Raw genomic sequence first — 24,617 nt, forward strand, 5'->3', positions numbered from 1 at the left:
AATAAAAAATCTCCATCCCTCAAAGCGACTCCCTCCTAAAATTCTGCACCGCTACCAGATATTGTCCCAGAAAAGGCAGACCAGCGATCGCCGGCAACAAATACCTCGAAGTACAAAGCACACCCAACGCCGCCGCAGTAGGCGCAGCAAAATAAGGTTGATAAAACAAAATCAAAGCAGCATCCCGCGTCCCCACCCCCGCAAACGTCAGCGGCAGTAACCCCGCCAAAATCGCCAACGGAGACAAAGCCAAATTTGCCAACATTGGCGTCCAAGCTTTCAGCGCCAGGATAAAAAACCAGATTTGCAAAAGGTGCAGAAACCAAATAAACACCGAAGTTAAACTTATTTTCAGCAACTGCAACTTATCCCGCCAAAAATAATCGTGCATTTCACCCCAAGATAGACGCAACTTTTCCACTTTAGGGCGCATTTTCTTCGGTACAACTGCCTTCCCAATAATAAAAAACACCGCCGCAAACTTCCGCGACCCTAACAGCAAAACCCCCGTCACCAGTCCAAAAATTACGCTCCCCGTCATCACCCAAAATAACCAATCCTTATTCTCATAAACAATCAACCCAAACCCACACCACAACAGCAGCGACAACATATCGCAAGCTTTCTCAAACACTACCAAAGAAAGCGACAGCGAACCATCCAAATGTCCCCGCTGCTTCATAAAATAAGCCTTAGCAATATCTCCCATCTTCGACGGCAAAACCATATTTAACACACTCGCCGCCAAAATCAACTTATTCGCCTCAAAAAACCCCAAACTAGACCCATTTGGCATCAATTGTTGCAACCGCCAAGCAGTAATACATGTCAGCGGTACAACCATACCCAAACTAATCGCCATCCACATGCGATCGCAATTCCGAAAAACCCCAATCAACCCAGCAAAATCTATCTGACAATAGATTACACCCAAAATAACCAAACTCACAATAATAGAAACAACTCTCTTCATCTCTTCTTTCTCTTCTCTGCGTCCTCTGCGTCTTTTGCGGTTCAAAATAAATTAATTCGGTTCAGCGAGATAAACTTCAGTTTGATAAACTAAACCCACAAACCCATCCTCATCGCAACTCCCCTCAAACAACTGCTGCAAATCAGACAACAATTCCTCATATGCTTCCCCTGACTTTGGCATATATGAAGTACTCATAGCACGACCAACCAATCCTGCTAAATCTAACTTCTGCTTATAAGGAAACACAGACTGACAACGATTCCCAAACAGCGAACTTTCTAGAAAAGGTTTAATTGCATCAGAACGCTTTTCGCCTGGATGATTGTTTGACGCTTTGCGGACTATGCTGCTATATTCAGCAGTGAATTCATCATTGCGATCGCGCGTATTCCAGACTATAGCTAATCTCCCAGATGGCTTTAAAATTCGGTGAAACTCCGGCAGCGTTAATATAGGATTAAACCAGTGAAAAGATTGAAAGCAAGTTACTAAATCAACCTGATTATCGGCTAAATTAGTAGCCTCTGCGGTTCCATCTCGAAATTCTACCAAAGGATGGGTTCCAGCAGCTTGTCTCATTTCAGCATTTGGTTCAATTGCAATTACCCGTATGCTGTGTAAATCAGCTAGCAGACGTGAAGATATACCCGTACCAGCACCCACATCTGCTACTACTTCGGCAGTTTCTAATGAGGATATGATCGATGCGATCGCCTCCCTTGGATAACTCGGTCTATATTTAACATAATCCTCCACTCGGTCAGAAAATCTATTCAGTGGATTCATCTCGTATAGCATTTTCTTTCTCCTACTGTTTTTAGTCAGGACTTCAGTCCTCACTACTAAATTCAAAAATTGCGATCTAATTTAAACGTCTCACCCGCAGAAAGTTTCTTCACATCCTCAGTTAAATCCATCCAAGGTTGCAATTGACCTAACTGAAAAGTGCGACTCATCACGACATAAATCGAAGTTTGATCGCAACCAATCCCCGCACTCACAACATTCTTCCACGACATCGCTACCAATTCATCTGTCACCAACCATCCATCATTTTCCCATTTCAAAACCCGCGTAAACTTAAAAGGTGCATTTTTTTTACCCGTAATTAGCATTTTTTGCAGTAACTTGCGAATCAAATTCGGGAAGAATCGCCCAAAAAAAAGCATTACCACGCGCAAAATTAACAAATTTAGCGGCGTCATTTGTTTTTGTTTCGCCCACCCCAACTGACCTTGAATTGTAATCGTGTCATCCTCTAATTTTACTTGATATTTGTCAACCAGATGCCCCACGGCATTTTTCACTTTTTTCCCGTCGCGGACTTGCAAGGAAAACTGCGTATCCGAAACCACTAATTTTTTCCCGCGAAACAGCTTAAAAACACCGCCTTTATTCAACGCCAAATAAAGTTCTGTATCCCCGCGTCGTTCAATTAGAATTTGGGCTTCTTTTAACCAAAGACTATCAGTAGTACGCGGTGCGGGTGCGGGTCGATCTGAAACAAAGTCTCGCCAAGCAAGTAGATAATTCCAAGTATGGTGACCGATAATATGGTCGTCAGCATAACAAGGTGCAAGCCCATTAGCAAGTGCCACTAAAAAGCGGTCATTTATCCTCAGTGCATCTGGCATCCACCGCCCGACTAATTCAAACCCGTGGGGAAAAAAGTTATAAGTGTTTCTACTAGCATATTCTCCTCCATAAGAGCCATCTGGATGCACGAAATGCGCCGCTAAATCAACCGCTTTAATCAGCGCTTCTTTCAATCTTATATCGGGTCTAATTTGATAAATTCTCGCCAAACAAGTAATCGTCAGCGTATGATACCCCGGATCGCAACCTTCGTATTCTTGAAACCAACCTTCAGCATTTTGCCAATCTAAAACCCGTTCCAAACGTAGCGCTTTCGCTTTATCCCACTGGGTAGTTGATAAGAGTTTAGAAAGCAATTCTAACCCCAAGACAATTAAAGCTTGGTGATTGGTCAATCTGCCGCTTTCATTGTGATGAGCTAACCAATTTGCCCGCTTCTCAAAAAACTTGAGAATCTCGTCATTTTTTAATTTTAATTCTGTGTAACTTTCAATACAAGCCAGTAGGGAGAAAGCCGCAGCGCCCCCCGCTCTTTCGTAGGGGAAATAATCATCGCAGGAGCCGTCGCGATGGGCGCTGCGTGCGGCGTAGAGTATTCCGGCTTCCACCCAATCTCGAATCACCCGCCTTCTATAAAAGGGATTATTCGGCACAGCGGTATGATAAACCAGCGCCAAAGGCCAGACAAATTCCTGTGCCATACCGCTGGGAAAATCGATGATTTTGTATTGCCAGAAGTTGCGGTCAAAACAGCCATAAGTGGGGCTGTGGGGATTGCGGTCTAGCAATGTTAATATTTTGGGAATTTGGGCGAGTGCTTCGCGGGCGAATAAGTCTTTGGTCATTGCTAATTGCTAATTGCTAATTGCTAATTGTTTAGGCTTTATTGCTAATCTTTTTCCTTGGTTCTTTCTGCGTCCATTCTTCTCATCCGTAATTGAATTTCTTCCATGAGTTTGCGATTGACTGATAGTAAATCTGCTACTAAACCAAACATCCATAGTTGAAAACCGATTAAAATTAGAATTGTCGCCAATATTAAGCTGGGAATTCTCGTGCGAGCCGTACCTTGAAAGAAATAAATTAACCAGCGCAATCCTAATAAAAATCCGGCACTAAACGGCACGGTTCCTAAGATTAAGAAAAAGCGGAGCGGTCTGTAAACCATGAAGATTCGCAAGATGGTAAAAATCGACCGCTTGATATAAGTGGGAATGCTTTTAACTAGGCGCGAAGGACGCAAATATCCGTTGGTTCTAATCGGGACTGATGTCATTACAATCCCTTTTTGTCCGGCTTGAATAATCGTTTCTAATGTATAGGTATATTCGTTAAATACGTTCATCCTCATTGCCGCTTCCCGACTGAAGGCACGAAAGCCACTGGGCGCATCGGGAATATCTGTGCTGCTGGCGAGGCGAACTACCCAACTGCCGAATTTTTGCAGGAGTTTTTTGATGGGTGAAAAGTGTTTGATTTTGAAAATCGGTCTGGCACCGATCACTATTTCGGCTCGACCTAATAAAATTGGCTCAATTAATTTGGGAATATCTTCTGCACAGTATTGGTTATCGGCATCGGTGTTGACAATAATATCTGCACCAGCTTTGATACTCGCTTCTAATCCTGCCATAAATGCTTTGGCTAAACCTCGATTGGTGGTCAAGCGCACAATATGATCGACTCCGTAGGCTTTGGCAACCTCTACCGTGTTGTCAATACTGCCATCGTCAACGATCAGCCATTCGATGATATCAATGCCTTCAAGCTGGCGAGGTAGTGCCTCTAGGGTTGTTCCCAGGGTGCTTTCCTCGTTGTAACAGGGAATTTGGATAATTAGCTTGGTCATGGGTGAAAACCCAAAATCGCCGGGAAAGCATGATATTACCAGAGTTGGATGGGGGCGCGATCGCTTCCCCTCCCCAAACCACCATCCACACCCGCTAGGGGCACGGCACGAAAAACACATTATTCGCCAGCCAATATGTTGTTGATGCCTTGCCCCTACAGCAATTTATCGGTACAGGTTCGACATGGTGGTTTGGGCTGTGCTTACGCTTCCCCTCCCCAAACCACCATCCACACCCGCTAGGGGCACGGCACGATTAACATGATTCGCCAGCCAATATGTTGTTGATGCCGTGCCCCTACAGCGTTCTACCCTGGTCATCATTGCGGGAATTACGTTCAAGATACAGATCGATAAAGTCTTCCGCAGCAGCTTCATCTATTTGCCGCAAGGCTTTGATGATTTCCGTAACAGCTTCCGCCAATGGATCGCTAACTTCATTCACCCATTGGTAAACAGTAGAACGGTTGATGCCCATTTTCACGGCTAGCCGATTTTGGGCAATGCCATAGGTTTCTAGTACGTGCCTGAGTGCCTTTCCTGCTTTTCCCATGCACCCAATCATGTCAGAGGTTTTTAACCAAGTAAATGATTGTAACTACAAACATCCGATACGATAGTTATGTTTGTAGTTACAATCAAAAACCTAGTAAGAAGTCAGGTAAGCCATGTCTGAAAACTTATCAACCGATGTGGGTGAAACACCTGCTACGTCTATCGCTGATGCTTTACCCGTTTCGGATCGACCAGCCAATCGTATGATTCTGATTGGTACGCCAGACTGGATTAAGCAAAAGATTCACAGTTGCCAAGTTGCGGGTATCGCGCCAATTTGGGCGTGGAGTCAACCTGTGCCAACGCGTAATCAAGGTGAGATGATTAGCGTGCTGAAATCGCCGCGATCGCACAATTGAGATTGACATAGGGTGCGCGTCGCATCTCCATCCCAAACAACCATTCACACCCGGTAGGGACACGGCACGATTAACTTTGTTCGCGATGCGAATATATTTTTGATGCCGTGCCCCGACAGCAATTTATGGGTGCGATCGCTTCTCCACCCCACGCCAACCCGGTTTTTGGGAAATGCGATCGCGTGAAGCGAAGCTATCCCGAAGGGAATCGCGCTAAAATTCTCCCATGAAGCACAAATGGGTAATTTGGTGTTGGCAGTGGAAAGTTGCCCAGATCGCGCTAGTTGTAGGTTGTGCGATCGCAAGCATTTGCCCTTTCGCGAAATCTCAAATTGTCCCAGATCGCACTCTGCCAATCAATTCCACCGTCGAATTGCAAGGTAACGCTAACTTAATTCAAGGCGGAACAACAGCGGGTGGGAATCTTTTCCACAGTTTTGAGCAATTTTCCCTTCCTGCGGGGATGGCAGCTTACTTTAACAACGCCCAGAATATCCAAAACATTATCGCCCGCGTGACGGGTGGTTCTATTTCTAATATTGATGGTTTAATTAAAGCTAATGGGACGGCGAATTTGTTTTTAATCAATCCCAACGGGATTATTTTTGGTGCTAATGCAAGGCTAAATATTGGTGGTTCTTTTATTGGTACGACAGCGAATAGTATCAAGTTTGCTGATGGGACGGAATTTAGTGCTGTTAATCCGCAAATTGCGCCTTTGTTAACGATTAACGTTCCGATTGGGTTACAAATGGGTGCAAATCCAGGAAGGATTTTATTGCAGGGAGCGGGTCATAATTATACGCTTGGTAACATTGCACAAGTTCAAAGAGAAAATAGTCCCCAAGGTTTAGCAGTACAACCAGGAAGAACCTTAGCTTTTGTCGGAGGTGAAATAAGATTAGAAGGTGGAACATTACAAGATCCAGCAGGTCAAATTGAGTTAGGAGGATATTCGCAAACTGGAATCATCACGCTCAATAGCAATGGTAGCTTGAGTTTTGCTGATTCTGCGGAACGAGCTGATGTTGCGATCGCTAATCGCTCTAGAATTAATGTGAGAACGGATGGTGGCGGCAGTATTAATATTAATGCCCGCAATTTAGCAATTACTTCTGGAAGTATTTTAGAAGCTGGAATCGCCGAAAATTTAGGTTCGCCAGGAGCAATAGCTGGAAATATTGAGATAAATGCAACGGGTAAAGTTGCGATCGCGGGTGCAAGTCTTAGTCCACAAGAATTCTTTACAGCTATTATTAACGATGTCGGTATGCAAGGTATTGGTAACAGTGGCGAAATTAACATCACAACCAATTTTTTTGAAGTAAGAGATGGAGCAGTTTTAATTACCAGTACTAGAGGAGTAGGCAACCCAGGCAGTATTAATATCAATGTCAGTGATGTAGTTGATTTTACGGGACAGCGGCCTTTCCTCAATAAAAATACTGATATTTACTCGAGTGGAGCCTTCAGCCGAGTAGAAAGTACAGGCACAGGGCAGGGAGGAAATATTAACATCAATACTGGGTCGCTATTTGTTACTGACGGTGCGGTTTTGACGGCTAGTACTTTGGGAAAAGGAAGTGCAGGAAATATCAATATTAATGTTCGCGATCGGGTTTTATTCGATGGAGAAGGAGCTAATCAATTCTCCAGCGGTGCGTTCAGTCGGGTGAGACAGTTAGCGGTTGGTCAAGGCGGTAATATTAATATCGCAGCTAGGTTGCTTGAGGTGAGAAATGGTGCTTTGGTTACTACCAGCACCAACGGAGAGGGAAACGGAGGAAATATTTGGATTAACACAGTTGATGGAGTAACTTTATCTGGGTTTGGCGTTTATGATGGCTTTTCTAGTGGATTATTTAGCCAAACGGAGCGGCTGGCATCTGGTCGCGGTGGAAATATTATAGTCAATACAAATGTGTTGCGATTGCAAAATGGTTCGGTGATTAACGCTGCAACAATTAGGGATACAAATGGCGGCAACGTTACTATTAACGTTAATACTTTTGAAGCTATTAACGGCGGACAAGTATTTACTACAACGGGCAGTGGTGGCAAAGCTGGCGACATTAGAATTAATGCGATCGCACGCATAATTATATCTGGAAGCGACCCCACATTTACGAATCGACTGACTCAATTTGGTGCTGAAAACGTCGCGGGCGTTGATGCAAATAGCGGACTGTTTGCAAATACAGCAATTGATTCAAAAGGTGCCGGAGGAAATTTAACCATTGAAACTGGACAGTTGCAACTTCAAGCAGAAGCTAAAATTTCTGTTAGTGCAGATGGAGAAGGGGCAGCAGGCGACCTTAATATTACAGCTAATTCTATCGAGTTAGATAACAGTAGCCTGAATGCCGAAACTCAAGCGGGTAATTTTGGTAATATTCAACTGCGATCGCATAACCTAATATTGCGCGATGGCAGTGCGATCGCAACCGATGGCAGAACAAGTGCTACGGGTGGCAATATTATCATCAATACGGGAGTTTTAGCCGCATTAGAAAATAGCGATATTACTGCCAATGCGGAAAGAGGTGATGGAGGTAGAGTGCAAATTAATTCTCAAGCAATTTTTGGCACTCAATATCGTTTGCAAGCAACCCGACAAAGCGATATTACTGCTAGTTCGACATTTGGACGAGAAGGAGAAGTTAACCTCAACACTCCAGAGGTTAATCCTAGTCAGGGATTATTAGATTTATCTCCGCAATTTGTGGATACTTCGAGGCAAATTGTCTTGGGTTGTTCTCCGGATGAAGATAATAGATTAAGCGTTACTGGGCGCGGTGTCCCGCCTCAACCAGCAGAAGCACTTCGCAGCGAGGCTGTGATATTTAATCAAGTGGAAATCGATCCCCCCAACCCCCCTTACCAAGGGGGGCAAAGCAGTATTTCAGTTGCGGAAATCGATCCCCCCAACCCCCCTTACCAAGGGGGGCAAAGCAGTATTTCAGTTACTCCACAGAATTCATCTAACCAGTTAGTAGAAGCAACTGGATGGATCAGAAACGATCGAGGTGAGATTGTTTTAGTAGCTTCTCCTCCTACTAATAGTTTGTTGCGGATTTCAGGAAATTGTCATGTACGTTAAATGGTTAAGAGAATTTTGCATCTTCCTCTCCACCCGCCAGGGATTAAAAGATGCTGTTGGCAAAGCGATCCCAGATCTGACCCCTCCCCAACCCCTCCCCGAAGCGGGGAGGGGCTTAAAGGCCCCCCCTTCCCTTGCAGGGAAGGGGGTTGGGGGGTTAGGTTTTCCGACTTTACCAACAGTGCGTTACGTTTCACTAACGCACCATTTATTAGATATCGGTGCGTTAGGCTATCGCTAACGCACCCTACAAAATAGAAAATATTTTGTGTTATGAAAAGCGGAAGTTTATTTAAGAGGGGCTATGCGATCGCTAAGAAATCTGAGTATATTTATTCTGTTCTTAATGACGCTGGTTTTAACTTTGATTATACCAAGTGAAGCGGGGGAGCGATCGCCCGCTTCCCCAGCTTTACAACTAACAATTCAAGCCCAACAACTTCATCAAGCTGGAGAGTTTGAAGCCGCTGCCCGAATTTGGCAGCAAGCGGCAGATATTTCGGCTCAAATTGGGGATAAAGAGGGAATGGCTTCCAGTCTAATTAATAAAGCCGAAGCATGGCAAAGTTTGGGGCGCTATCCTTTAGCTTGCAACACTTTATTACAAGCCTTTGAAGTCGGCGAATCTAGCTGCGAAAAATTAATTGAACAGCATCAAACTTTGCTCGATCGATCTGATAACCCAAATCTTGATTTTTTGTTTCATCCTCTTGACAAAATACCCGATTCTATCTCCAAAACAATCGGATTGCGCGGGTTAGGCGATGTTTTGCATAAATTAGGCGATTTAGAATTATCTAGACAAGTTTTAGCGCTGAGTTTAAAAGTTGCCCAAAGATTGCCTTCTCCGGAAGCAGAAAGTGCGGCTTTGCTAAGTTTGGGAAATGTAGAACGAAGTAAAGGTTATAGAGAAGAGCAAAATTTTACTAGCGTCGAAGCGTTAAATTGTCCTCATGCTAGTTACTCTAATACTAAAGCATACTATCAACGCGCTGCTGAATATTACGGACAGGCAGCGACAAAATCTGCGTTTAGCACGACAAAAATTCAGGCGCAAATCAATTATGTAAGTTTAGCGATCGCACTCAACCAAGCATCAACAATACAAAGTTTATTACCTCAAATCATAGCTGAAATTGATCGCTTACCAAGGGATAGAATAACTATTGCATCTCGCATCAACTTGGCGCATAATTTAATTTGCTTAAGACAAGTTAATGCCGCTGTTGCTCCTAGTTGGAAAGAAATCGGTCAATTATTAGCCACATCTGTGAAACAAGCAGGGGAAATAGGCGATTTACGAGCAAAATCTTATGGTTTAGGATATTTAGGCAGATTGTACGAAGTGACTCAAAATTTTACCGATGCTCAAAGTTTGACTTTGCAAGCTTTAAGATTGGCGCAGGAAGCGACAGCAGCGGATATTGCTTACCAATGGGAATGGCAATTAGGAAGAGTGGGGGAAAAACAGGGGAGAGTGGGGAATGCGATCGCATCTTACACCCAAGCATTTTACACCATCCAATCTTTGCGCGGCGATTTAGTGGGAATTGAAAATCCAGACATCCAGTTTTCTTTTCGAGACAGCATCGAACCTGTCTATCGTCAATTAGTTAGATTGATCTTACAATCTCAACCAGCAACTCAAAACAATTTAGAATTTGCTCGAAATATTATCCAATCTCTCGAGCTTGCCGAATTGGAAAAGTTTTTCCGGTGCAGTTTGGTAGAAAACAACCCAAAGCAACTCGACGAAATAATTAACCAACAAAGTCAAACAGCAGCAATTTATCCAATTATTTTAGATAACCGCTTAGAAATTATCCTCAAATTACCCAACCAACCGTTAATTCATCGCTGGACTGATTTACCATCGCCAGAAGAAGTTGAAAATACGCTAAATAATTTATTTGTTGCCTTGAGTAAATTGGCAGACTTGGAAACGACAGTTTTACCCTTGTCTCAAACAGTTTACGATTGGTTAATCAAACCCATCAAACCAGATTTGAAACAGATCAAAACCTTGATATTTGTTCTAGATAGCGATTTGCGAAAAATTCCTCTAGCATCTCTCTACGACAGCGAACACAAACAATATCTTGTGCAACAGTACGCTACAGCAATTGTTCCCAGTTCCCAAGTTTTAGTATCCAAATCTAAACAATTTAACCGGGTTTTAATGGCTGGATTAAGCGGAAGCCGAGATTTAATTAGAAGACAGCAAGAATTTAGATTTGCAGGCTTAAATCATATCAAAAGCGAATTGCAGCAAATTCAGACGACTTTGCAGCAGTTAAAGATAGATTCGACAATTCTAATAGATGACAAATTTAAAACCGAAAATTTTCTCACCCAAATCAATTCAGCCGACTATAATGCGATCCATTTAGCCACTCACGGGAATTTTAGTTTCGACCCCAAGTTAACTTTTATTTTAACCGCTTCACCAGAGCCAATTGATGTGCTTCAATTGCCGGAAATATTGCGGATTAGAAGCCAAAGTAGATCTGAAGAGATTTCTTTATTAGTTTTAAGTGCTTGTCAAACTGCCCAAGGAGATAAACGTGCTACTTTAGGATTAGCTGGAGTAGCTGTAAAGTCGGGTGCGCGCAGTACTTTAGGAACTTTATGGCAGGTGGATGATGCTTCTACTAGCACTTTAATGAGTCGGTTTTATCAAGGATTAGCTTTAAATAAATTGACGAAAGCTGAGGCACTTCAGCAGGCGCAACTGTCTATGTTAAAAGATAGCGGAAATCAACAGCATCCCTATTATTGGTCGCCTTATATTTTGGTGGGTAATTGGTTGTAATTACAGCGGCAGGATTAATCCTGCCGCTACACAAACAAAGTCTGCCTACGCAGACTATTTATCAGCAGGCAGCAGCCCACCTTACCTCGTTCCCAGGCTCAAATTGGTTGTAATTACAGCGGCAGGATTAATCCTGCCGCTACACAAACAAAGTCTGCCTACGCAGACTATTTATCAGCAGGCAGCAGCCCACCTTACCTCGTTCCCAGGCTGAGCCTGGGAACGAGATCTTAGAGGCGGAGCCTCTGTTTCTTAGAGGCTCCGCCTCCCCCAGGTTATTGATTTTTTAATTTCTGTAATTGTTGCTCGATTTCGTTAATTTGTTGTTGATATCCTAAAGTTTCATATTCGGTTTTGGCTTGAGTTAACCAATTGATAGCTTCTTTAAAATTACCCATCGTATTGTAAACTGCGGCTAAATGGGTTTTTGCTTGTGCTTGTGCTTCGATATCGTTGGCAGTTTTCGCGAGTTCAATTGCCTGCAAGTAGTTATTTAGGGCTAAATCAATCAGTCCTATCTGTCCGTATAATTCACCCAAAGTGTAATAAACTGCTGCTGTTTTGGTTTCCCGTTTAACTAAATATTCTAACTTGTCTGTAGCTTCGGAAATCAGTTTATTTTTGAGGTAAATATCCGCAACAATTAAAGTTTTTCCTTCCTCTGGTAAATCTTGACGATTCACAGCTTCTATTTCTGTTAAAACGCGCTGTGCATCTTCTAGTTTGAGCAAGGTAAATACTTCTTGCGCGACAACTGGACTGTTATTTGCTTTCACAGAGACGGAATAAATTCCACCGGGTTGCAACGGGCGATCGCTTGCATATACAATCTCAGTCGTGCTAACTTCTTGCTCCCAGTTTACCCCCGTACCGCTGACTCGCACGATATAGCTGGTTGCGCCTGCTACCGGATACCAACGGAATGTTGGTTTGTCATTTAATATTGCGGTTCGGCGCGGGCTGATAATATCAGGAATAGGAGAATTTGTACTGCGAGTTGGGCCAATTGGGCCGCTTGGTGTAAAGATAGCTTGCGATGTGGGAGGACAACCATTTCCCGCACCAGAAATGCCTTCGGGGACGCGCCAAGATTGGCGATTTTCGTAACAAAAAACAATCGCGCGAATGCCTCTATTTAATTTGAGTAAATCTCCAGAATATAAGTTTGTCCCGACGCTGGTGCGATGAAATTGCGTTGTGCCTCGACGTTGCAACAAAACTTCGCCGCTTGCTTCGACAATTTTGCCAATTGGCGAATCATTGGGATTAGATTGTGCAATTGCTAACTGCGAATTTACAGCGGATAGAATTGTGGTTATGATGAATGCGATCGCTACTCGGTTTTTCATCTACATTACACCTCCGTTTAACAGTTGACAGTTGACAGTTGACAGTTGACAGTTGACAGTTGACAGTTACCTCTCCCTCAAGCTTATAGGATTGTGAGCGAAGCAATTTAATGTTTTCTTTCCTCTTAAAACGGGGAGGCTAACAACCGATTTTTTCTGGTAAAATTAACTACCCTCGAAGGGTAGGGCTAGACAAACAAAGCCTGCCAGAGCAGGCTAATCAACTTTTTCAACACCTACCCTCGAAGGGTAGGGCTACACAAACAAAGCCTGCCAGAGCAGGCTAATCAACTTCTTCAACACCTACCCTCGAAGGGTAGGGCTAGACAAACAAAGCCTGCCAGAGCAGGCTAATCAACTTCTTGAGTCCGCGAAGGCGGACGCAAGTTTGTATAGCCGCACCCTTCAGGGTGACGGCGGCTGGCGATCAAAACATTAATTTCTAACATTATTCATCCGTTGTCGTGCCATCCCGATCCAAATTGCTTCATCTTTGTTATACATCGAAGCATAGCCGAGACATTTTTGCCATAGCACCAACGCAGCTTTTTTATCTTTTCTATGGTCTAAAATTTGAGCCAGAAGACAATAAGCAGGCGCGCGATCGCTCTTTAATTCTACCGCAGTTCGCAAATGTGTTTCTGCTTCTTCATAGCGACTCTGTTTTAGTAACGCCCAACCCATATTTTTATGAATATCATATCGCACCATCTTATCTTTAGCCAGGGGTAAAGCTTTTTGCAATAAATCTACGGCAGCAGCGGGTTTGTTATCTTGAATAATCAATAAACGAGCTTTGTTGTTATAAGCCGAAGCCGCCACAAAATCATCTTGCATCGCTTTTGAATAATGTTCCCTAGCTGCTTGATAATTTTGTTGGTCTTCGTAAAGGTTTCCCAAATTATAATGACCCGATGGCGAACCAGGATTTAACTTTAGCGCCCAATCGTAGCCTGTTTGCGCTTTGGGCAATTCACCTGCTAAATGATTTGTGACGCCGTACCAATTTGCTAACCAAGATAGACCAAATCCAGAGCCAATTAATGCCGATGAAAGCAACAGCGGTAATCCCGGTTTGAGCGAGTTTATGAAATTGTGCCAGGTGGATGTATTGGGTGGGGTTTGATGATTTTCAGATGCGGATGATGCGAGCAATTCGTCAATGCGAGCGCTCTCTACTATCGGGTGTGTGACATTGCGATCGCACTCTTTTTGTGTTTCTGGATTCTGTTGCGATCGCACCTCTGGATTTGTTTGCTCTTCCAAGCGATCTTTCTGTAGTTTTTGCAAGACTGCGATCGCCGTTGTTTTCGTAACTCTTTCCCCGGTTACTTCAGACAACTTCTGCCATAAAGCCGGAGCCACAATCTGTTTTATGTAGCTATTTCTAAGGTTATCGCACTTGAAATGCTTATAACCCTTGCCTTCCAGTGTTTGTTTGAGTATGTCTTTTTCTCTAGATTCCAGGTGTTTTCCTGTCTTTTCGTAGACTAATTTGTCCGCAAACGCCAATAACTGCGAGATCTCTTCCGCATTCATTTTTCATTCTGATTTCAGATTTTTTTTGATTATACCGCGAAACCAGCAAGATCAACTGAATTTTTTATTAATTTTATAATTATGAATTTTATGAACTTTATGAACTTTTTGATGCCACCAAAAAAAGTTCATATTCTATTGCTTTTTTGGAATATGCGAGCTTAATATCGACACTAAGTTAAATATTGAGGAGATTTAGTGTCTGTTATGAAAAAGTTATCAATAGCTGCGATGGGAGCAATGCTTGTCGCAATGGGAACAGGGGGTACGGCTCAAGCTCAGAATATAAAGCAGCCCATTCATTACAATCCTGCAAATACACATAAATACTTCATAGCTCCCACATTATTTTATGGCCCTTTTTCGAGTAACTGGCATCGCAATCAATATGCGGCTAACCAAGCCAGCGGAAATCTTGTCACAATCAATAATGAGGCTGAGAAAAATTGGCTTATAAAAAACTTCGGAGGCCAAGAACTTTTTTGGATTGGATTGAGCGATTTTGCTAAAGAAGGTGATTTCAGATGGGTGAATAATGGTCAGCGCCCTGGATATACAAATTGGTGGCCTGGAGAGCCAAATAATGCTTACTCTAATGAAGATTTTGTTGTCATGAATTGGGCAGCACCTGGTAGATGGAACGATGTATTAGGCATTGGTACTAACCCCGGTGGCTTTAATTCCGACTCCATACGCGGCATTGTTGAATTTGAAGGTCTTACTGTTCCGACAAATGCTTCAAAAGCTTCTCTGTTATTCCAAGAAGTTGTTGGAAGTGTGCCACTACCGGGTTGGGATCATGTCGGACTGCATTTCAATGGCTACGTTTATGAATCAAACATGCCAGCTGCTGAAGGACTATACTGGAATCCAGAAAACGGAAAATATGAGCCTGTTGATAATGTTAATGGTGTTCAGAAAGAACGCAGTCGGGGCGTGTTTCGAGCATTTCCATCATCAACTACACGGGAAATACCGATTTCTTATGACCTCGCCAATAAGATGGCTGATAAGATAAACTCCAAAGTTCGCATTGCAGGGTATCAATACCTCACTGGGTGGGGAATGCTTAAGGGTAATTTCTTACCATTTAAGCAAAAAGGGTGGTTGGATAACAACTTTACTTGTGTCGGACTGATAGAGTGGGCTGCCGAATCAGTTGGTCATCGGGGAGGTCAAGGATTCATTCCCTGGTATCAGGAAATTATTAACATTCCCAGTCTAAGTGTTAGTATCCCGACTCTCACGCCTCAAATTATGTACTGGGCGGTTATTTCGCCAAACTCCTTTTACAATCCTGGGAATTATCTGCATGGTCTATTCGATCCAGTAGATTTCATTTTGACTGATTCACTCGGACGCAGGTTTGGCTACACAGCAGAACAAGGACTCGTTAATGAAATCCCTGATGCGTTTTACAGTGGAGATGGTTGGGCAGAGCAGTTTTACATACCTAATCTGCCATCAGGTGACTATAAACTCGATCTATTTGGCCTCGATGATGAAGCGAATGTTGCCATAGGTAACTCAAAAATTGGAACTTTATTTTCAGGATTTCTTGCCAAAGGCGAAACTCGCACTCTCACTTTTCACCTACCGGAACTTGAACAAGAACCGAATCCGGAATCAGTACCAGAGCCTTCTTCTGTATTAGGTTTATTGGTAGTTGGTGCTTTGAGCATTAGTTGGCGCCAGAAACGCTTCCAAAAAATAATCTGAAAATTTACCAGCATTGTTCCAGCACAATTTTTTAGCGACAAAAGAGTAAAAAATTAGCTATTTTTGCCGCTAATTAAGAAAAATTGGCAAAACAGCTACGGCACACGCATATTACCCGAAACCTCATTCCAATAATCTTGCAGAAGCAAGTTAAACCTTGAAGAAAAATAGAGGGAGAAAATCATGTTAGAGACTTTTGGCTCGGATCCCAACTACTCTTTGAATCCATTTGTCAATCCTTCCCAGACTGGTATACTTGGGAACGTAGAAACAACTGCTGGAATGATTTCCCCAGCAGCGTTTAAAAACTTGGCAACGGGTGGTACAAGTCATGAACTGACTAACGCTGCCCTAGCAGTACCGAAAATAGAAGACAGTTTGATGGTGGGTAAAAACTCATTTGGAGCGCAGATAAAAGACACTAATAAGAATGTTGACAAATCTGTAGATTCTCTCACCGGAATAGTGTTGTCTCAGGGAACAGACAGCAGCGAAGTTACTCCTATATTACAACAAGCTCTGCAATCGGCTCGCGATTCTCTTACTGGTTTGGCAACCGATCCAAATTACAATTCCAAGATGAATTTGGCTTTTGGTGAAAACTTTGACCCCAAAGTAGCTAACGATCTAGTTCAAAAGTTGGCAAAAGGCGATTTTACCGAACTCCCAGCCATAAAGATTCTTCCATCTGCGGCAATTAATGGAGCAAATGGTGCTTTTGCTAAGGCTACCAATACAATTTACTTATCTAGTGAGTTTGTCAGTAAAAATGCTGTAAATCCACAGACAATTGCCAGTGTAATACTCGAAGAAACCGGACACTACATCGACTCGCAGATAAATACAAAAGATGCTGCTGGAGATGAGGGGGATATCTTTGCCAGAGTTGTTCAAGGAAAAACCATAAGTGCTGGCGAGCTTCTAGAGTTAAAGGCTGAAGATGATACGGCACTGATTAGTTTAGACGGACAAGCTTTTTGGATAGAGCAGGCATCCAGCATTCCTGTAACTTTCAAAACTTTTGAAAAAAGCAAGTATGTTGTTGCCGAAGGTGGAGGTGGGTCTGTAGTAAATGCTAACCGTGACGTTGCTAGTTTCTGGGAAACTTTCACACTTATTGACTTGAATGGCGGCTCGCTTAACAGCGGTGATGTTATCAATATTGTCGCTCAAAACAGACAGTATATGGTTGCTGAAGGCGGTGGTGGTGGAGTTGTGAATGCCAACAGAATAGACCCTGGCCCTTGGGAAGAATTTAAAATTATTAAAGTCAATGGAGGCGGTCGGATTGGCAGTGGAGACTCGGTGGCACTTCGCGCCAAGAATGGACAGTATGTAGTTGCTGAAGGAGGAGGCGGTGGAAGTGTTAACGCCAATCGCAATACCATTGGTTCTTGGGAAAAATTTATCATTAACTTCTCAGCCGCACAACCTCAAATCCCTGCTAACCGCTGGAAGGCTGAATATTTCAACAACATCAACTTAACAGGTAATCCAACTTTTGTTGAGGACTTAGGAGACGGCAAGCAAGCTTTCTCTCGCAACTGGGGAAATAGCTCTCCTACTAATACCCCTTCAGACAATTTCTCAGCGCGGATGACGACTCAGCGTTATCTAGCTCCAGGTCTGTACAAAATTACAACTCAAGCTGATGATGGCATAAAAGTACGTATCGGTAATCAAACAGTAGTCGATAAATGGGTAGATCAGCCATTTGTAACCAATTCTGGCTATTTCTACTCCAATGGTGGCAACTTCCCAATTGCGGTTGAATACTACGAGCGGGGTGGCAGTGCAGCGATAAACTTTAACCTGCAACAAGCTAGCAAATTCCAAGATTCAGTTAATGAATACCAGCAGTGGAAAGCTACTGTCTTCAATTGGAATGGCAGCCAAGGTAATCAACCCCCTATCAATTTCTGGAACGGGGAGATGAACAATCCGAATGCTATTGGTGTGATTAATTTGGGATCTAACACCCGCAGCGATGGCAAAAAGGGCATCAATGTTGACTGGGGAGATGGCGCACCTAATGGAGATGGCAATCGTCTACCCCATAACAATTTTGCGATTGGCGCATACACCTGGGCTGATTTTGATGGTAGTGCTTACAAGTTCCGTGTAAGGGGTGATGACGGGTTCCAAATTCGTGCCAAAAATCACAGCACAGGGGAGTGGTTTGACATCACAGCTCCGAATCAGTGGACACAAGCTTACGGTTTTACAGAAATAACCAAAACGCTACCTGCTGGTCGGTATGACCTCGCCTTCAACTACTATGAACATGGTGTTGCGGCAAATTTCGACCTTTCTTGGGAAAAGGCTGGTAATCCAGATATTGATATCCAACTCTTCTATCCTAATGGAGGATTCACCGATACGCAAAAGGCAATTTTTGAGCAAGCTGCTACTAACTGGGAAAGCATTATAACCAGAGATAAAGTATCAAGTGGAATCCTGAAAATAGCAATTACTCAAGGTTCAAAGGGAATATTAGGCAGTAATTGGATGTCAGGTATCGCTGCTGAATCTTGGATGGATAATTCCCAAAATTATCGTCAAGATAATACTACTAACTCGTTCAGTGGGAATAACTTTGATGGGGATGGTAGAACTCATTTCAATAGTGCCTTTATTAATTCATTATCAAGGAATAATTTGCTTCGCCTAACAATGCACGAAATAGGTCATACATTAGGTCTGGATGAAGCACAATTTGATTCGAGTTTATATGATACCGCAGGAGATAGTTTGATGGACTATAGAACTCCGGATCAGGGTGGACAAGATATGAAGATAACTGAGGGAATGTACAAGAAACTGGAATGGCTTGGTTATGGTGTTAACCGTAACCAAAATATCAACTGTAGTTGATATATTTCTTGCTTGGTTATTAAGGCGATCGCGTTTCCAATTTACGCAGAATGCGCTCGCTCGCTCAAATACAGTAAGATTTGGTTTGAGCGAGCACCTCTTATCAATTTCTCAAGAGCAATCGCCTTTTGTGTCATTCACAAATTCAGCCGTAACGCACCAATTTTGTCTGGAAAAAACCAATCAGATCCAAAAGACTTCGCTTGTTCTGCCACAAATGCGATCGCCCTTTATTTTTCCTCAAATCAGGGCGATCGCTCTCGTCCAAGTAAACGGTTAAGTGGTAGGGTGCGTTAGGCGGCAGCAATGTTTTGGGTCAACAAGTTAATTCACAAATTCAGCCGTAACGCACCAATTTTGTCTGGAAAAAACCAATCAGATCCAAAAGACTTCGCTTGTTCTGCCACTAATGCGATCGCCTTTTATTTTTTCCTCAACTCAGAGCGAGAGCGATCGCCCAAGAGAGACAGATCGCTCTTTTGAGCTCGGGGTGCGATCGCGCTGTACGATGGAAAAACTGCGATCGCTGCCCATTTTAATGACCAACTCGATTCAGGAAGAAGCCCGCCAAATTCTCGATACTCTTGCATCCATTCCCTTTGAAGATTGTATTCCCCTTGACAAATAATTTCGCCAACTCCCGATGAGTGCTGGTATCTACGCAGTCAAGCATCGCACTCTTGGTATTCTTTACATTGGCAAAGCTAGAACTCTGCGCGATACGCCTACGGCACGCTGCGCGAACGCTTTCGTGGAGGTCACAAAGCTTTACTTTGGGCATTCATTGAAGAATTGAAAGCCACAGACATCCGAATCGCCTTTTACCAATTAGATTTCCTGAGCGTGGATACAGCTATCATCAGAGTTAGAAAGCCTAATCATCCAAGCTATTAACCCACCCTATAACGTGAGAATTCCAACGAGGGACTAATTCTATGCAAAATGTGCCTGCTATCACCGAACATCTCTCCCCTGAATTAGCACAAATCTTTCTGGAAGGATTACCCGAAACCATTCGTAATGGACTGGAAATGCGAGCTAAAACAATGAACTATCCAGTTTGGGCAGTAATTGAAATGGCGATATGCCTCCCTTCCGCAGTCGCGTTCGCAGGCTATCTCGATGAAGAGGCTCTATCCTTTGCCGATTGTAAGCCCAAACTCGAAAGCGCGATCCTACAGTGCGATCGCGCTTTTTGGGGATGTGAGTGCTGGTGGGATGAGAGTGCGATTCTTGGAGCGATAGCTTCGCTTCACGCGAAGCTAGCCCTTGGCATATCACTCTTTCCTATCTCTCATAGTCAACAGCGATCGCATGAAAGGGATAGTAAAATAAGGCAGAGCCATTTGAGCTTCCAAAGCCAACTCACCATGCAAACCTCAACATTTGATAGCATTTTAGACGCGATCGAAACCTTGTCTCTAGATGAACAAACTGCCCTGCTTGGTATTATGCAGCGAAGGCTTAGCGATCGCCGTCGTACCGAAATTGCCGCTAACATTGCACAAGGAAAACAAGACTACAAGAAAGGAAACGTCTTTCGAGGCACAGTTGATGAAGCGATCGCGGAGCTAAACAGTTGAAAATTATCACTTTTGCTCGCTCGTTTAAACGTGCATACAAAGCCCTCATCCGCAAACACCCAGAGCTACAACCCAAAGTTGAAGCTGTCTTGAGACTTTTGGCAGAAAACTCTTTCGATCCATCACTCCAAACACACAAACTCAAAGGTCAGCTAGCTGGATCTTGGGCTTGTACTGTGGAGTATGACTGTCGAATTGTATTTGACTTTGTTGCGAATCCAGATTCAGGAGATGAGGAAATTCTCTTACTCGACATTGGCAGTCATGATGAGGTGTATTGAAAATACTGGCAAATGCGAGCCAAAACAATGAACTATCCCGTCTGGGCAGTAATTGAAATGGCGAAATGCCAAAGGCACGCAGTCGCGTTCGCAGGCTATCTCGATGAAGAAGCTCTATCCTTTGCCGATTGTAAGCCCAAACTCGAAAGCGCGATTGTGGAGTGCGATCGCGAAGCGTGCGCGTTAGCGCAATCGCGCCACTTTGAAGCAAGCGATCGCATTATCCCGCGCTCTGGAAATAGTAGAATGCGATCGCTATTACCACGCAGTATTTACACTTGCCATCCGAATCCTAGCGTCACGGGTAATTAGGGGCAAGTTAAGGGATAAAGCCGTCGCCACAATTATCCTATCCGGCATATCTGGAACCAAATTACGAGGGACTTGCTCAACTGCTTCAACCACCTCTCGTGTTAGATCTGCCAAAACTAAGCCACTATTACCTGCCTGTAACTCAGCATTAAATCGCTCTTTTAGCTCCAAGGGAATGCGATTTCTTTCTGGCAAATAGATAATTTCTACCAACCAAATTGTTAGCACCCAGATGATGAGTTCCCCTTGTTTGCAAGCTGTAAAAATCTGACTGGCGTTTGTTCCCAAGCGGGGGCTATCTTCCAAGTACCAAATCAGGGCATGAGTATCAGTTACACAATCTGGCATTAGAAATCCTCGCGAGGGAAGTTAGCCCACATTTCACTTCGAGCTTGGTTAATATCATCTTCTGTGATGTCTAACCCTCGCCAAATCCCACGCAACGACTTTCTGGGTGCAACCAGCCCAGCAATCCTCAACTCTCGCTTAATCTGTGGAGTCACTTGCTCAATTAACCTAACTTTATCCGCCAGCGAAAGCTGTTTTACTTGGTCAATAATTTCTTGTAACGTCATTGTTTTAACTGGTTATTTACTTGATTTTGTTATATACCATTTTACTATAGATCGTGCTAGTGGTGTAAGAGCGCGATCGCGTTGGCTATCTCCTGTCGCTCAACGGGCGTACCCCGTTTAAGGTTTATACCTGGAGCCATTCTTCTAAACCCGCTTATGCCAGTTCTTGTAACTCTGGATCGCCTGCGTAAATTTCAGCATAGAGAGCAGATTCTTGTAACTTATCTGCTTCCAACGCTAACTGCAACTTTTGCAACGCGGCTCTGACGACTTCGCTATCAGTCATCGTTGCCTCAAAATCTTCAGCAATTATTATTGGTAAATCTCTCAGAGGATAATGCTTCTGCGATGCTGAATTAGCAGCCTGCGACGCATCAATCGATGTAGATAAATTCATCTGATTCAATCGCAAAATGCTCAACAAAACTTGCAGTACTTCATCGGTTGCGCGTTCAATTTCACGCATCAATTCTTCACGAACAGCCATGTTCTAGAACCTCTTAAATCAAACAACGGCAGCATCCATCAACTATAGCGAATATTCATTGACTGGGCAGCGGCGAAGTTTTCGCCCAGCCTAATGTAGGTATATCACTTCCTATACTACCAACTACCGAAGACTTCGCAACAGCAGCAACCAGTTCAGCAGTGCGATCGCTTAAACCTAAATCAAGCGATATGCCTCCCTTCCGCTGCGCGAACGCCTAAAAAACACTATCAGCTTTCAACCAAATCGAAGACAATCTCAAAAATGGCATTTGGCACATACCGCCGCAAAGCTCTTAAACGATCTTCCGCATCTTGGCGATTGACAAAACGAGCAATAATGTGAGTTTTTGCCCCTGGTAAAATACGCACAATTATCCAAGGACGTTGAATTGTTGCCCGATTTCTGATGATTAAAAGGTTGTTAGCAAGCACAGCACCTTTGAGGTTGGCACTTAGCTGCTCGATTAGCAACGTGGCAATGTCTTCAACTTCTTGTTGTTGCAAACTCATCCGGGCAGCATCAAAATCGCGATCCCAGTAATTGCTGATGCGCCATAGTAGCTGCGTAATGTTTTGCTCCAAAGCTTGCGATACCATTGAAAAAATCCTTGTTTACAGGGTTTGACTGAGAAGGCGGTTCACCGACCAAAGTTCACCGCCTTCTCTCTTACTCATAGTAGTACTATAAATAGTATAAATCAATGGATAATAGTATTACCCTTTGTGATACTATTATCCTATGGTTATAAACTACTATTATTAATAGTAGTAGCAATTAAAGTAATACTACATGTTATAATAAAAATATAGTTTGGATTATGCCCGTAGAAATCAGGCTTAAGCAAGTCAGGGAATCTCGCGAGTTGAGTCAGTATGAACTGGCTAAACTCATTGATATGTCTCCTCAAAATATTCAAAAGCTGGAGCAAGGTAGAGCCAAAGGTATTCAGCTTGATACCCTCGATGCGCTTTGTGAAGCTTTAAATTGCGAGATTCAGGACTTATTGGTGAGGGTAAAAGGATGATCGATCCTCTCACCAGCCAAAGTTCACCGCCTTCTCTTGCGCTCTTACTTAAACTATCAATTTATAGTTTTTAAGTCTGATGTTAGAGTTTATAGTAAATATCACCTAAAAACCTCCGGGAGTGTGGAAGCCCTGCCTCTTCAGAGCAGGGAGGAAACACAGGCATCCGAGCAGTTTTAACTGCCGTGTCATATCTTCAAAATGCATACGAGTAACCATCCTTTTTGTGGATTGGTGAGCAAAATTTGTAACTAACACCAGCGACCCGACCCGTCTTAGTTGAGATATCAAAGTTGCCAGTTTTGCGGCACAATACACGACCAACATACTGACCCACTTTCTTGCCAGAGGTGACAGCAACCTTGGCAATGTCGCCAGTTCTAAAACCAAAGTGAACTTGCTTTCGCTCTCTATGCCGGATTGGAAACCCGTATTTATTAGTTCCGCACATTTGACGAGTTCCCCATCCAGTACATTTAATCCGCAATGGTTGTTGAGTTAGCAGATTCAATTTTTCGACTTCGCCAACACAAGCAGCGTCAACCCAATGAGTTTTCTGCAACTCAAGTCTGGTGCGGTTGTATTTAGTTTGTCCACCAGTTCCCGTTGTTGTGGGCAAGATATTCTTCAATGCGTGGAATAATACCCAACGAGTTGAATTAACTGCGCCTGCATCTTTGAGCGGAGATTTAGCTTGACGCTTTATTCTCTCCAACCTAGAACCATCTCTTTTGAGGAACTCATCTATCGACTTAGTTCCTTTTTTGGTATTGCATCGCTCACACGACAGAGCTAAATTGCTAACTCGGTTGCTGCCTCCTTTTGCTTTGGGATGAATATGTTCGACTTGGAGCGGCACACCTTCTTTGTCGCAGTAAGCGCACTTGCGCCCCCATTTTTCAAGCAGGTATTGCCGCACCTCATACCCAGCTAGTTCGCCTTGTTGATACTCAACACCGTTGACTTCTGGGTTTTGCAATTTCTGTGTGTCGAATTTAACCAATTCCATCGCGATTGATGCGATTGGGGCGTAACGACAAAGTCGTTTTACCCAAGTCTCAATTGTCAAAATGCGGTGCATCAATGATGGGGCAAGCCATCCTTCCTTGCGCTTACGGTTATTGAACCTAGCTTGGCGATATCGGGTTTTGCGGTTACGACGACTACGGCGCAAAGAGCGTCTTGATTCCAAAGAGTCTTTGATTTGCCAACCTCGATGCTCTAACTCAGCAACCCAGATAACATCTTCTCCATCCAAAACCGCAATTCCAGTAAATCTAGAACCAGGATCTAATTTGACGTTGAGCGATCTTGGTACTGGATTAGGAACTGCATGTTTAAGGATAATTGTAAACGGATACATCCTGAGTACAGCCGCTTTTTGCTTGGTCAATAACTCCCTGGCTCGTTTAGGAGTGACAGGGCTGAGAGGTTGTTTATTGGTGTCTAAAACGAATACGTAGTTTTGCATTTCTGCTCAATTAAGTAATGTTTGCTTCGACAAGGTTAGAGGTCGGTAACTATCCAAATGACACTGACTTAACCCATAAATCTGTTTAATCATCTGGTTCTAGAGTTCAGGACTAGCAAGCATCCTGAAGTAGGTCTTTAACTCTTGCCTCTA

General features: G+C 43.4%; 26 protein-coding genes. 14 read left to right on the forward strand and 12 right to left on the reverse strand.

From position 1 onward, the window contains the following. Positions 1–19: 19 nt before the first annotated feature. The 5 genes from ACE1CM_RS40845 to ACE1CM_RS40865 form a co-directional block, all read right to left on the reverse strand. Complete coding sequence (locus ACE1CM_RS40845; protein WP_374884863.1) at positions 20–973, reverse strand: lysylphosphatidylglycerol synthase transmembrane domain-containing protein; 954 nt, start codon at positions 971–973, stop codon at positions 20–22. Between the two features lie 51 nt (positions 974–1,024). Continuing rightward, positions 1,025–1,774, reverse strand: a complete 750-nt coding sequence (locus ACE1CM_RS40850; RefSeq protein WP_374884864.1) for a class I SAM-dependent methyltransferase — start codon at positions 1,772–1,774, stop codon at positions 1,025–1,027. A gap of 50 nt (positions 1,775–1,824) precedes the next feature. Beyond that, complete coding sequence (locus tag ACE1CM_RS40855; RefSeq protein WP_374884865.1) at positions 1,825–3,417, reverse strand: hypothetical protein; 1,593 nt, start codon at positions 3,415–3,417, stop codon at positions 1,825–1,827. Between the two features lie 44 nt (positions 3,418–3,461). Next, positions 3,462–4,421, reverse strand: coding sequence for a glycosyltransferase family 2 protein (locus ACE1CM_RS40860; RefSeq protein WP_374884866.1), 960 nt, complete (start codon positions 4,419–4,421; stop codon positions 3,462–3,464). Between the two features lie 298 nt (positions 4,422–4,719). Continuing rightward, positions 4,720–4,974 carry a helix-turn-helix domain-containing protein gene (locus ACE1CM_RS40865; RefSeq protein WP_374884869.1) on the reverse strand — a complete coding sequence of 85 codons (255 nt, stop codon included), beginning with the start codon at positions 4,972–4,974 and terminating at the stop codon, positions 4,720–4,722. A 115-nt stretch (positions 4,975–5,089) separates the two neighbouring features. Here ACE1CM_RS40865 and ACE1CM_RS40870 point away from each other — a divergent pair, with 115 nt between their 5' ends. From ACE1CM_RS40870 to ACE1CM_RS40890, 5 genes are all read left to right on the forward strand, one after another. Further along, a complete protein-coding gene (locus ACE1CM_RS40870; protein WP_374884871.1) occupies positions 5,090–5,335 on the forward strand; it encodes a hypothetical protein in 246 nt (81 codons plus the stop codon). A gap of 107 nt (positions 5,336–5,442) precedes the next feature. Beyond that, positions 5,443–5,565, forward strand: coding sequence for a hypothetical protein (locus ACE1CM_RS40875; RefSeq protein WP_374884872.1), 123 nt, complete (start codon positions 5,443–5,445; stop codon positions 5,563–5,565). Next, positions 5,562–8,435, forward strand: a complete 2,874-nt coding sequence (locus tag ACE1CM_RS40880; RefSeq protein ID WP_374884874.1) for a filamentous hemagglutinin N-terminal domain-containing protein — start codon at positions 5,562–5,564, stop codon at positions 8,433–8,435. The genes ACE1CM_RS40875 and ACE1CM_RS40880 overlap by 4 nt, the downstream gene beginning before the upstream one ends. Beyond that, positions 8,425–8,676, forward strand: coding sequence for a hypothetical protein (locus ACE1CM_RS40885; RefSeq protein WP_374884876.1), 252 nt, complete (start codon positions 8,425–8,427; stop codon positions 8,674–8,676). Before ACE1CM_RS40880 ends, ACE1CM_RS40885 begins: the two co-directional genes overlap by 11 nt. A 63-nt stretch (positions 8,677–8,739) precedes the next feature. After that, a complete protein-coding gene (locus ACE1CM_RS40890; RefSeq protein WP_374884877.1) occupies positions 8,740–11,247 on the forward strand; it encodes a CHAT domain-containing protein in 2,508 nt (835 codons plus the stop codon). A 275-nt stretch (positions 11,248–11,522) separates the two neighbouring features. Here the strand turns inward: ACE1CM_RS40890 and ACE1CM_RS40895 are convergent, their stop codons facing one another. Together ACE1CM_RS40895 and ACE1CM_RS40900 are read right to left on the reverse strand one after the other, a co-directional pair. Further along, positions 11,523–12,596, reverse strand: coding sequence for a tetratricopeptide repeat protein (locus tag ACE1CM_RS40895; RefSeq protein ID WP_374884878.1), 1,074 nt, complete (start codon positions 12,594–12,596; stop codon positions 11,523–11,525). A gap of 435 nt (positions 12,597–13,031) precedes the next feature. Beyond that, positions 13,032–14,135 carry a tetratricopeptide repeat protein gene (locus tag ACE1CM_RS40900; protein ID WP_374884880.1) on the reverse strand — a complete coding sequence of 368 codons (1,104 nt, stop codon included), beginning with the start codon at positions 14,133–14,135 and terminating at the stop codon, positions 13,032–13,034. Positions 14,136–14,342: 207 nt separating this feature from the next. Here ACE1CM_RS40900 and ACE1CM_RS40905 point away from each other — a divergent pair, with 207 nt between their 5' ends. The 8 genes from ACE1CM_RS40905 (at position 14,343) to ACE1CM_RS40940 (ending at position 20,904) form a co-directional block, all read left to right on the forward strand. Further along, positions 14,343–15,854, forward strand: a complete 1,512-nt coding sequence (locus tag ACE1CM_RS40905; protein WP_374884881.1) for a C-type lectin domain-containing protein — start codon at positions 14,343–14,345, stop codon at positions 15,852–15,854. 183 nt (positions 15,855–16,037) lie between these two features. Next, complete coding sequence (locus ACE1CM_RS40910; RefSeq protein WP_374884883.1) at positions 16,038–18,728, forward strand: PA14 domain-containing protein; 2,691 nt, start codon at positions 16,038–16,040, stop codon at positions 18,726–18,728. Between the two features lie 130 nt (positions 18,729–18,858). Next, positions 18,859–19,008, forward strand: coding sequence for a hypothetical protein (locus ACE1CM_RS40915; RefSeq protein WP_374884884.1), 150 nt, complete (start codon positions 18,859–18,861; stop codon positions 19,006–19,008). Between the two features lie 26 nt (positions 19,009–19,034). Further along, positions 19,035–19,211, forward strand: coding sequence for a hypothetical protein (locus ACE1CM_RS40920; protein ID WP_374884885.1), 177 nt, complete (start codon positions 19,035–19,037; stop codon positions 19,209–19,211). Positions 19,212–19,218: 7 nt separating this feature from the next. Continuing rightward, positions 19,219–19,356 carry a hypothetical protein gene (locus ACE1CM_RS40925; protein ID WP_374884887.1) on the forward strand — a complete coding sequence of 46 codons (138 nt, stop codon included), beginning with the start codon at positions 19,219–19,221 and terminating at the stop codon, positions 19,354–19,356. Positions 19,357–19,663: 307 nt separating this feature from the next. Further along, positions 19,664–20,311: a hypothetical protein gene (locus ACE1CM_RS40930; RefSeq protein ID WP_374884889.1), complete on the forward strand. Its 648-nt coding sequence runs from the start codon at positions 19,664–19,666 to the stop codon at positions 20,309–20,311. Further along, the gene (locus ACE1CM_RS40935; protein ID WP_374884891.1) at positions 20,308–20,592 is read left to right on the forward strand and encodes a type II toxin-antitoxin system YafQ family toxin; all 285 of its coding nucleotides are present in this window, start codon (positions 20,308–20,310) and stop codon (positions 20,590–20,592) included. Before ACE1CM_RS40930 ends, ACE1CM_RS40935 begins: the two co-directional genes overlap by 4 nt. A gap of 27 nt (positions 20,593–20,619) precedes the next feature. After that, positions 20,620–20,904, forward strand: a complete 285-nt coding sequence (locus ACE1CM_RS40940) for a hypothetical protein (RefSeq protein ID WP_374884893.1) — start codon at positions 20,620–20,622, stop codon at positions 20,902–20,904. On the opposite strand, the gene ACE1CM_RS40945 is transcribed toward ACE1CM_RS40940, so the two are convergent. The 4 genes from ACE1CM_RS40945 to ACE1CM_RS40960 all read right to left on the reverse strand — a co-directional run bounded on the left by ACE1CM_RS40945 (position 20,851) and on the right by ACE1CM_RS40960 (position 22,565). Further along, complete coding sequence (locus ACE1CM_RS40945; protein ID WP_374884895.1) at positions 20,851–21,252, reverse strand: type II toxin-antitoxin system VapC family toxin; 402 nt, start codon at positions 21,250–21,252, stop codon at positions 20,851–20,853. The two genes, ACE1CM_RS40940 and ACE1CM_RS40945, sit on opposite strands and share 54 nt — an antisense overlap. Next, positions 21,252–21,479 carry a hypothetical protein gene (locus ACE1CM_RS40950; RefSeq protein ID WP_374884896.1) on the reverse strand — a complete coding sequence of 76 codons (228 nt, stop codon included), beginning with the start codon at positions 21,477–21,479 and terminating at the stop codon, positions 21,252–21,254. Before ACE1CM_RS40950 ends, ACE1CM_RS40945 begins: the two co-directional genes overlap by 1 nt. A gap of 154 nt (positions 21,480–21,633) precedes the next feature. Continuing rightward, the gene (locus ACE1CM_RS40955; protein WP_374884898.1) at positions 21,634–21,966 is read right to left on the reverse strand and encodes a hypothetical protein; all 333 of its coding nucleotides are present in this window, start codon (positions 21,964–21,966) and stop codon (positions 21,634–21,636) included. Positions 21,967–22,196: 230 nt separating this feature from the next. Then, entirely contained in the window at positions 22,197–22,565 is a 369-nt protein-coding gene (locus tag ACE1CM_RS40960; RefSeq protein ID WP_374884899.1) for a hypothetical protein, read from the reverse strand. A 221-nt stretch (positions 22,566–22,786) separates the two neighbouring features. Between ACE1CM_RS40960 and ACE1CM_RS40965 the strand changes: the two genes are divergently transcribed. Continuing rightward, positions 22,787–22,993 carry a helix-turn-helix domain-containing protein gene (locus tag ACE1CM_RS40965; protein ID WP_374884901.1) on the forward strand — a complete coding sequence of 69 codons (207 nt, stop codon included), beginning with the start codon at positions 22,787–22,789 and terminating at the stop codon, positions 22,991–22,993. A gap of 196 nt (positions 22,994–23,189) precedes the next feature. Here ACE1CM_RS40965 and iscB read toward each other — a convergent pair whose 3' ends face one another. Continuing rightward, positions 23,190–24,464, reverse strand: coding sequence for an RNA-guided endonuclease IscB (gene iscB / locus ACE1CM_RS40970; RefSeq protein ID WP_374884903.1), 1,275 nt, complete (start codon positions 24,462–24,464; stop codon positions 23,190–23,192). Between the last annotated feature and the right edge of the window lie 153 nt (positions 24,465–24,617).

Source organism: Microseira sp. BLCC-F43 (genome assembly GCF_041929235.1).
In the GTDB taxonomy this organism is placed as follows: Bacteria; Cyanobacteriota; Cyanobacteriia; order Cyanobacteriales; family Aerosakkonemataceae; genus Microseira.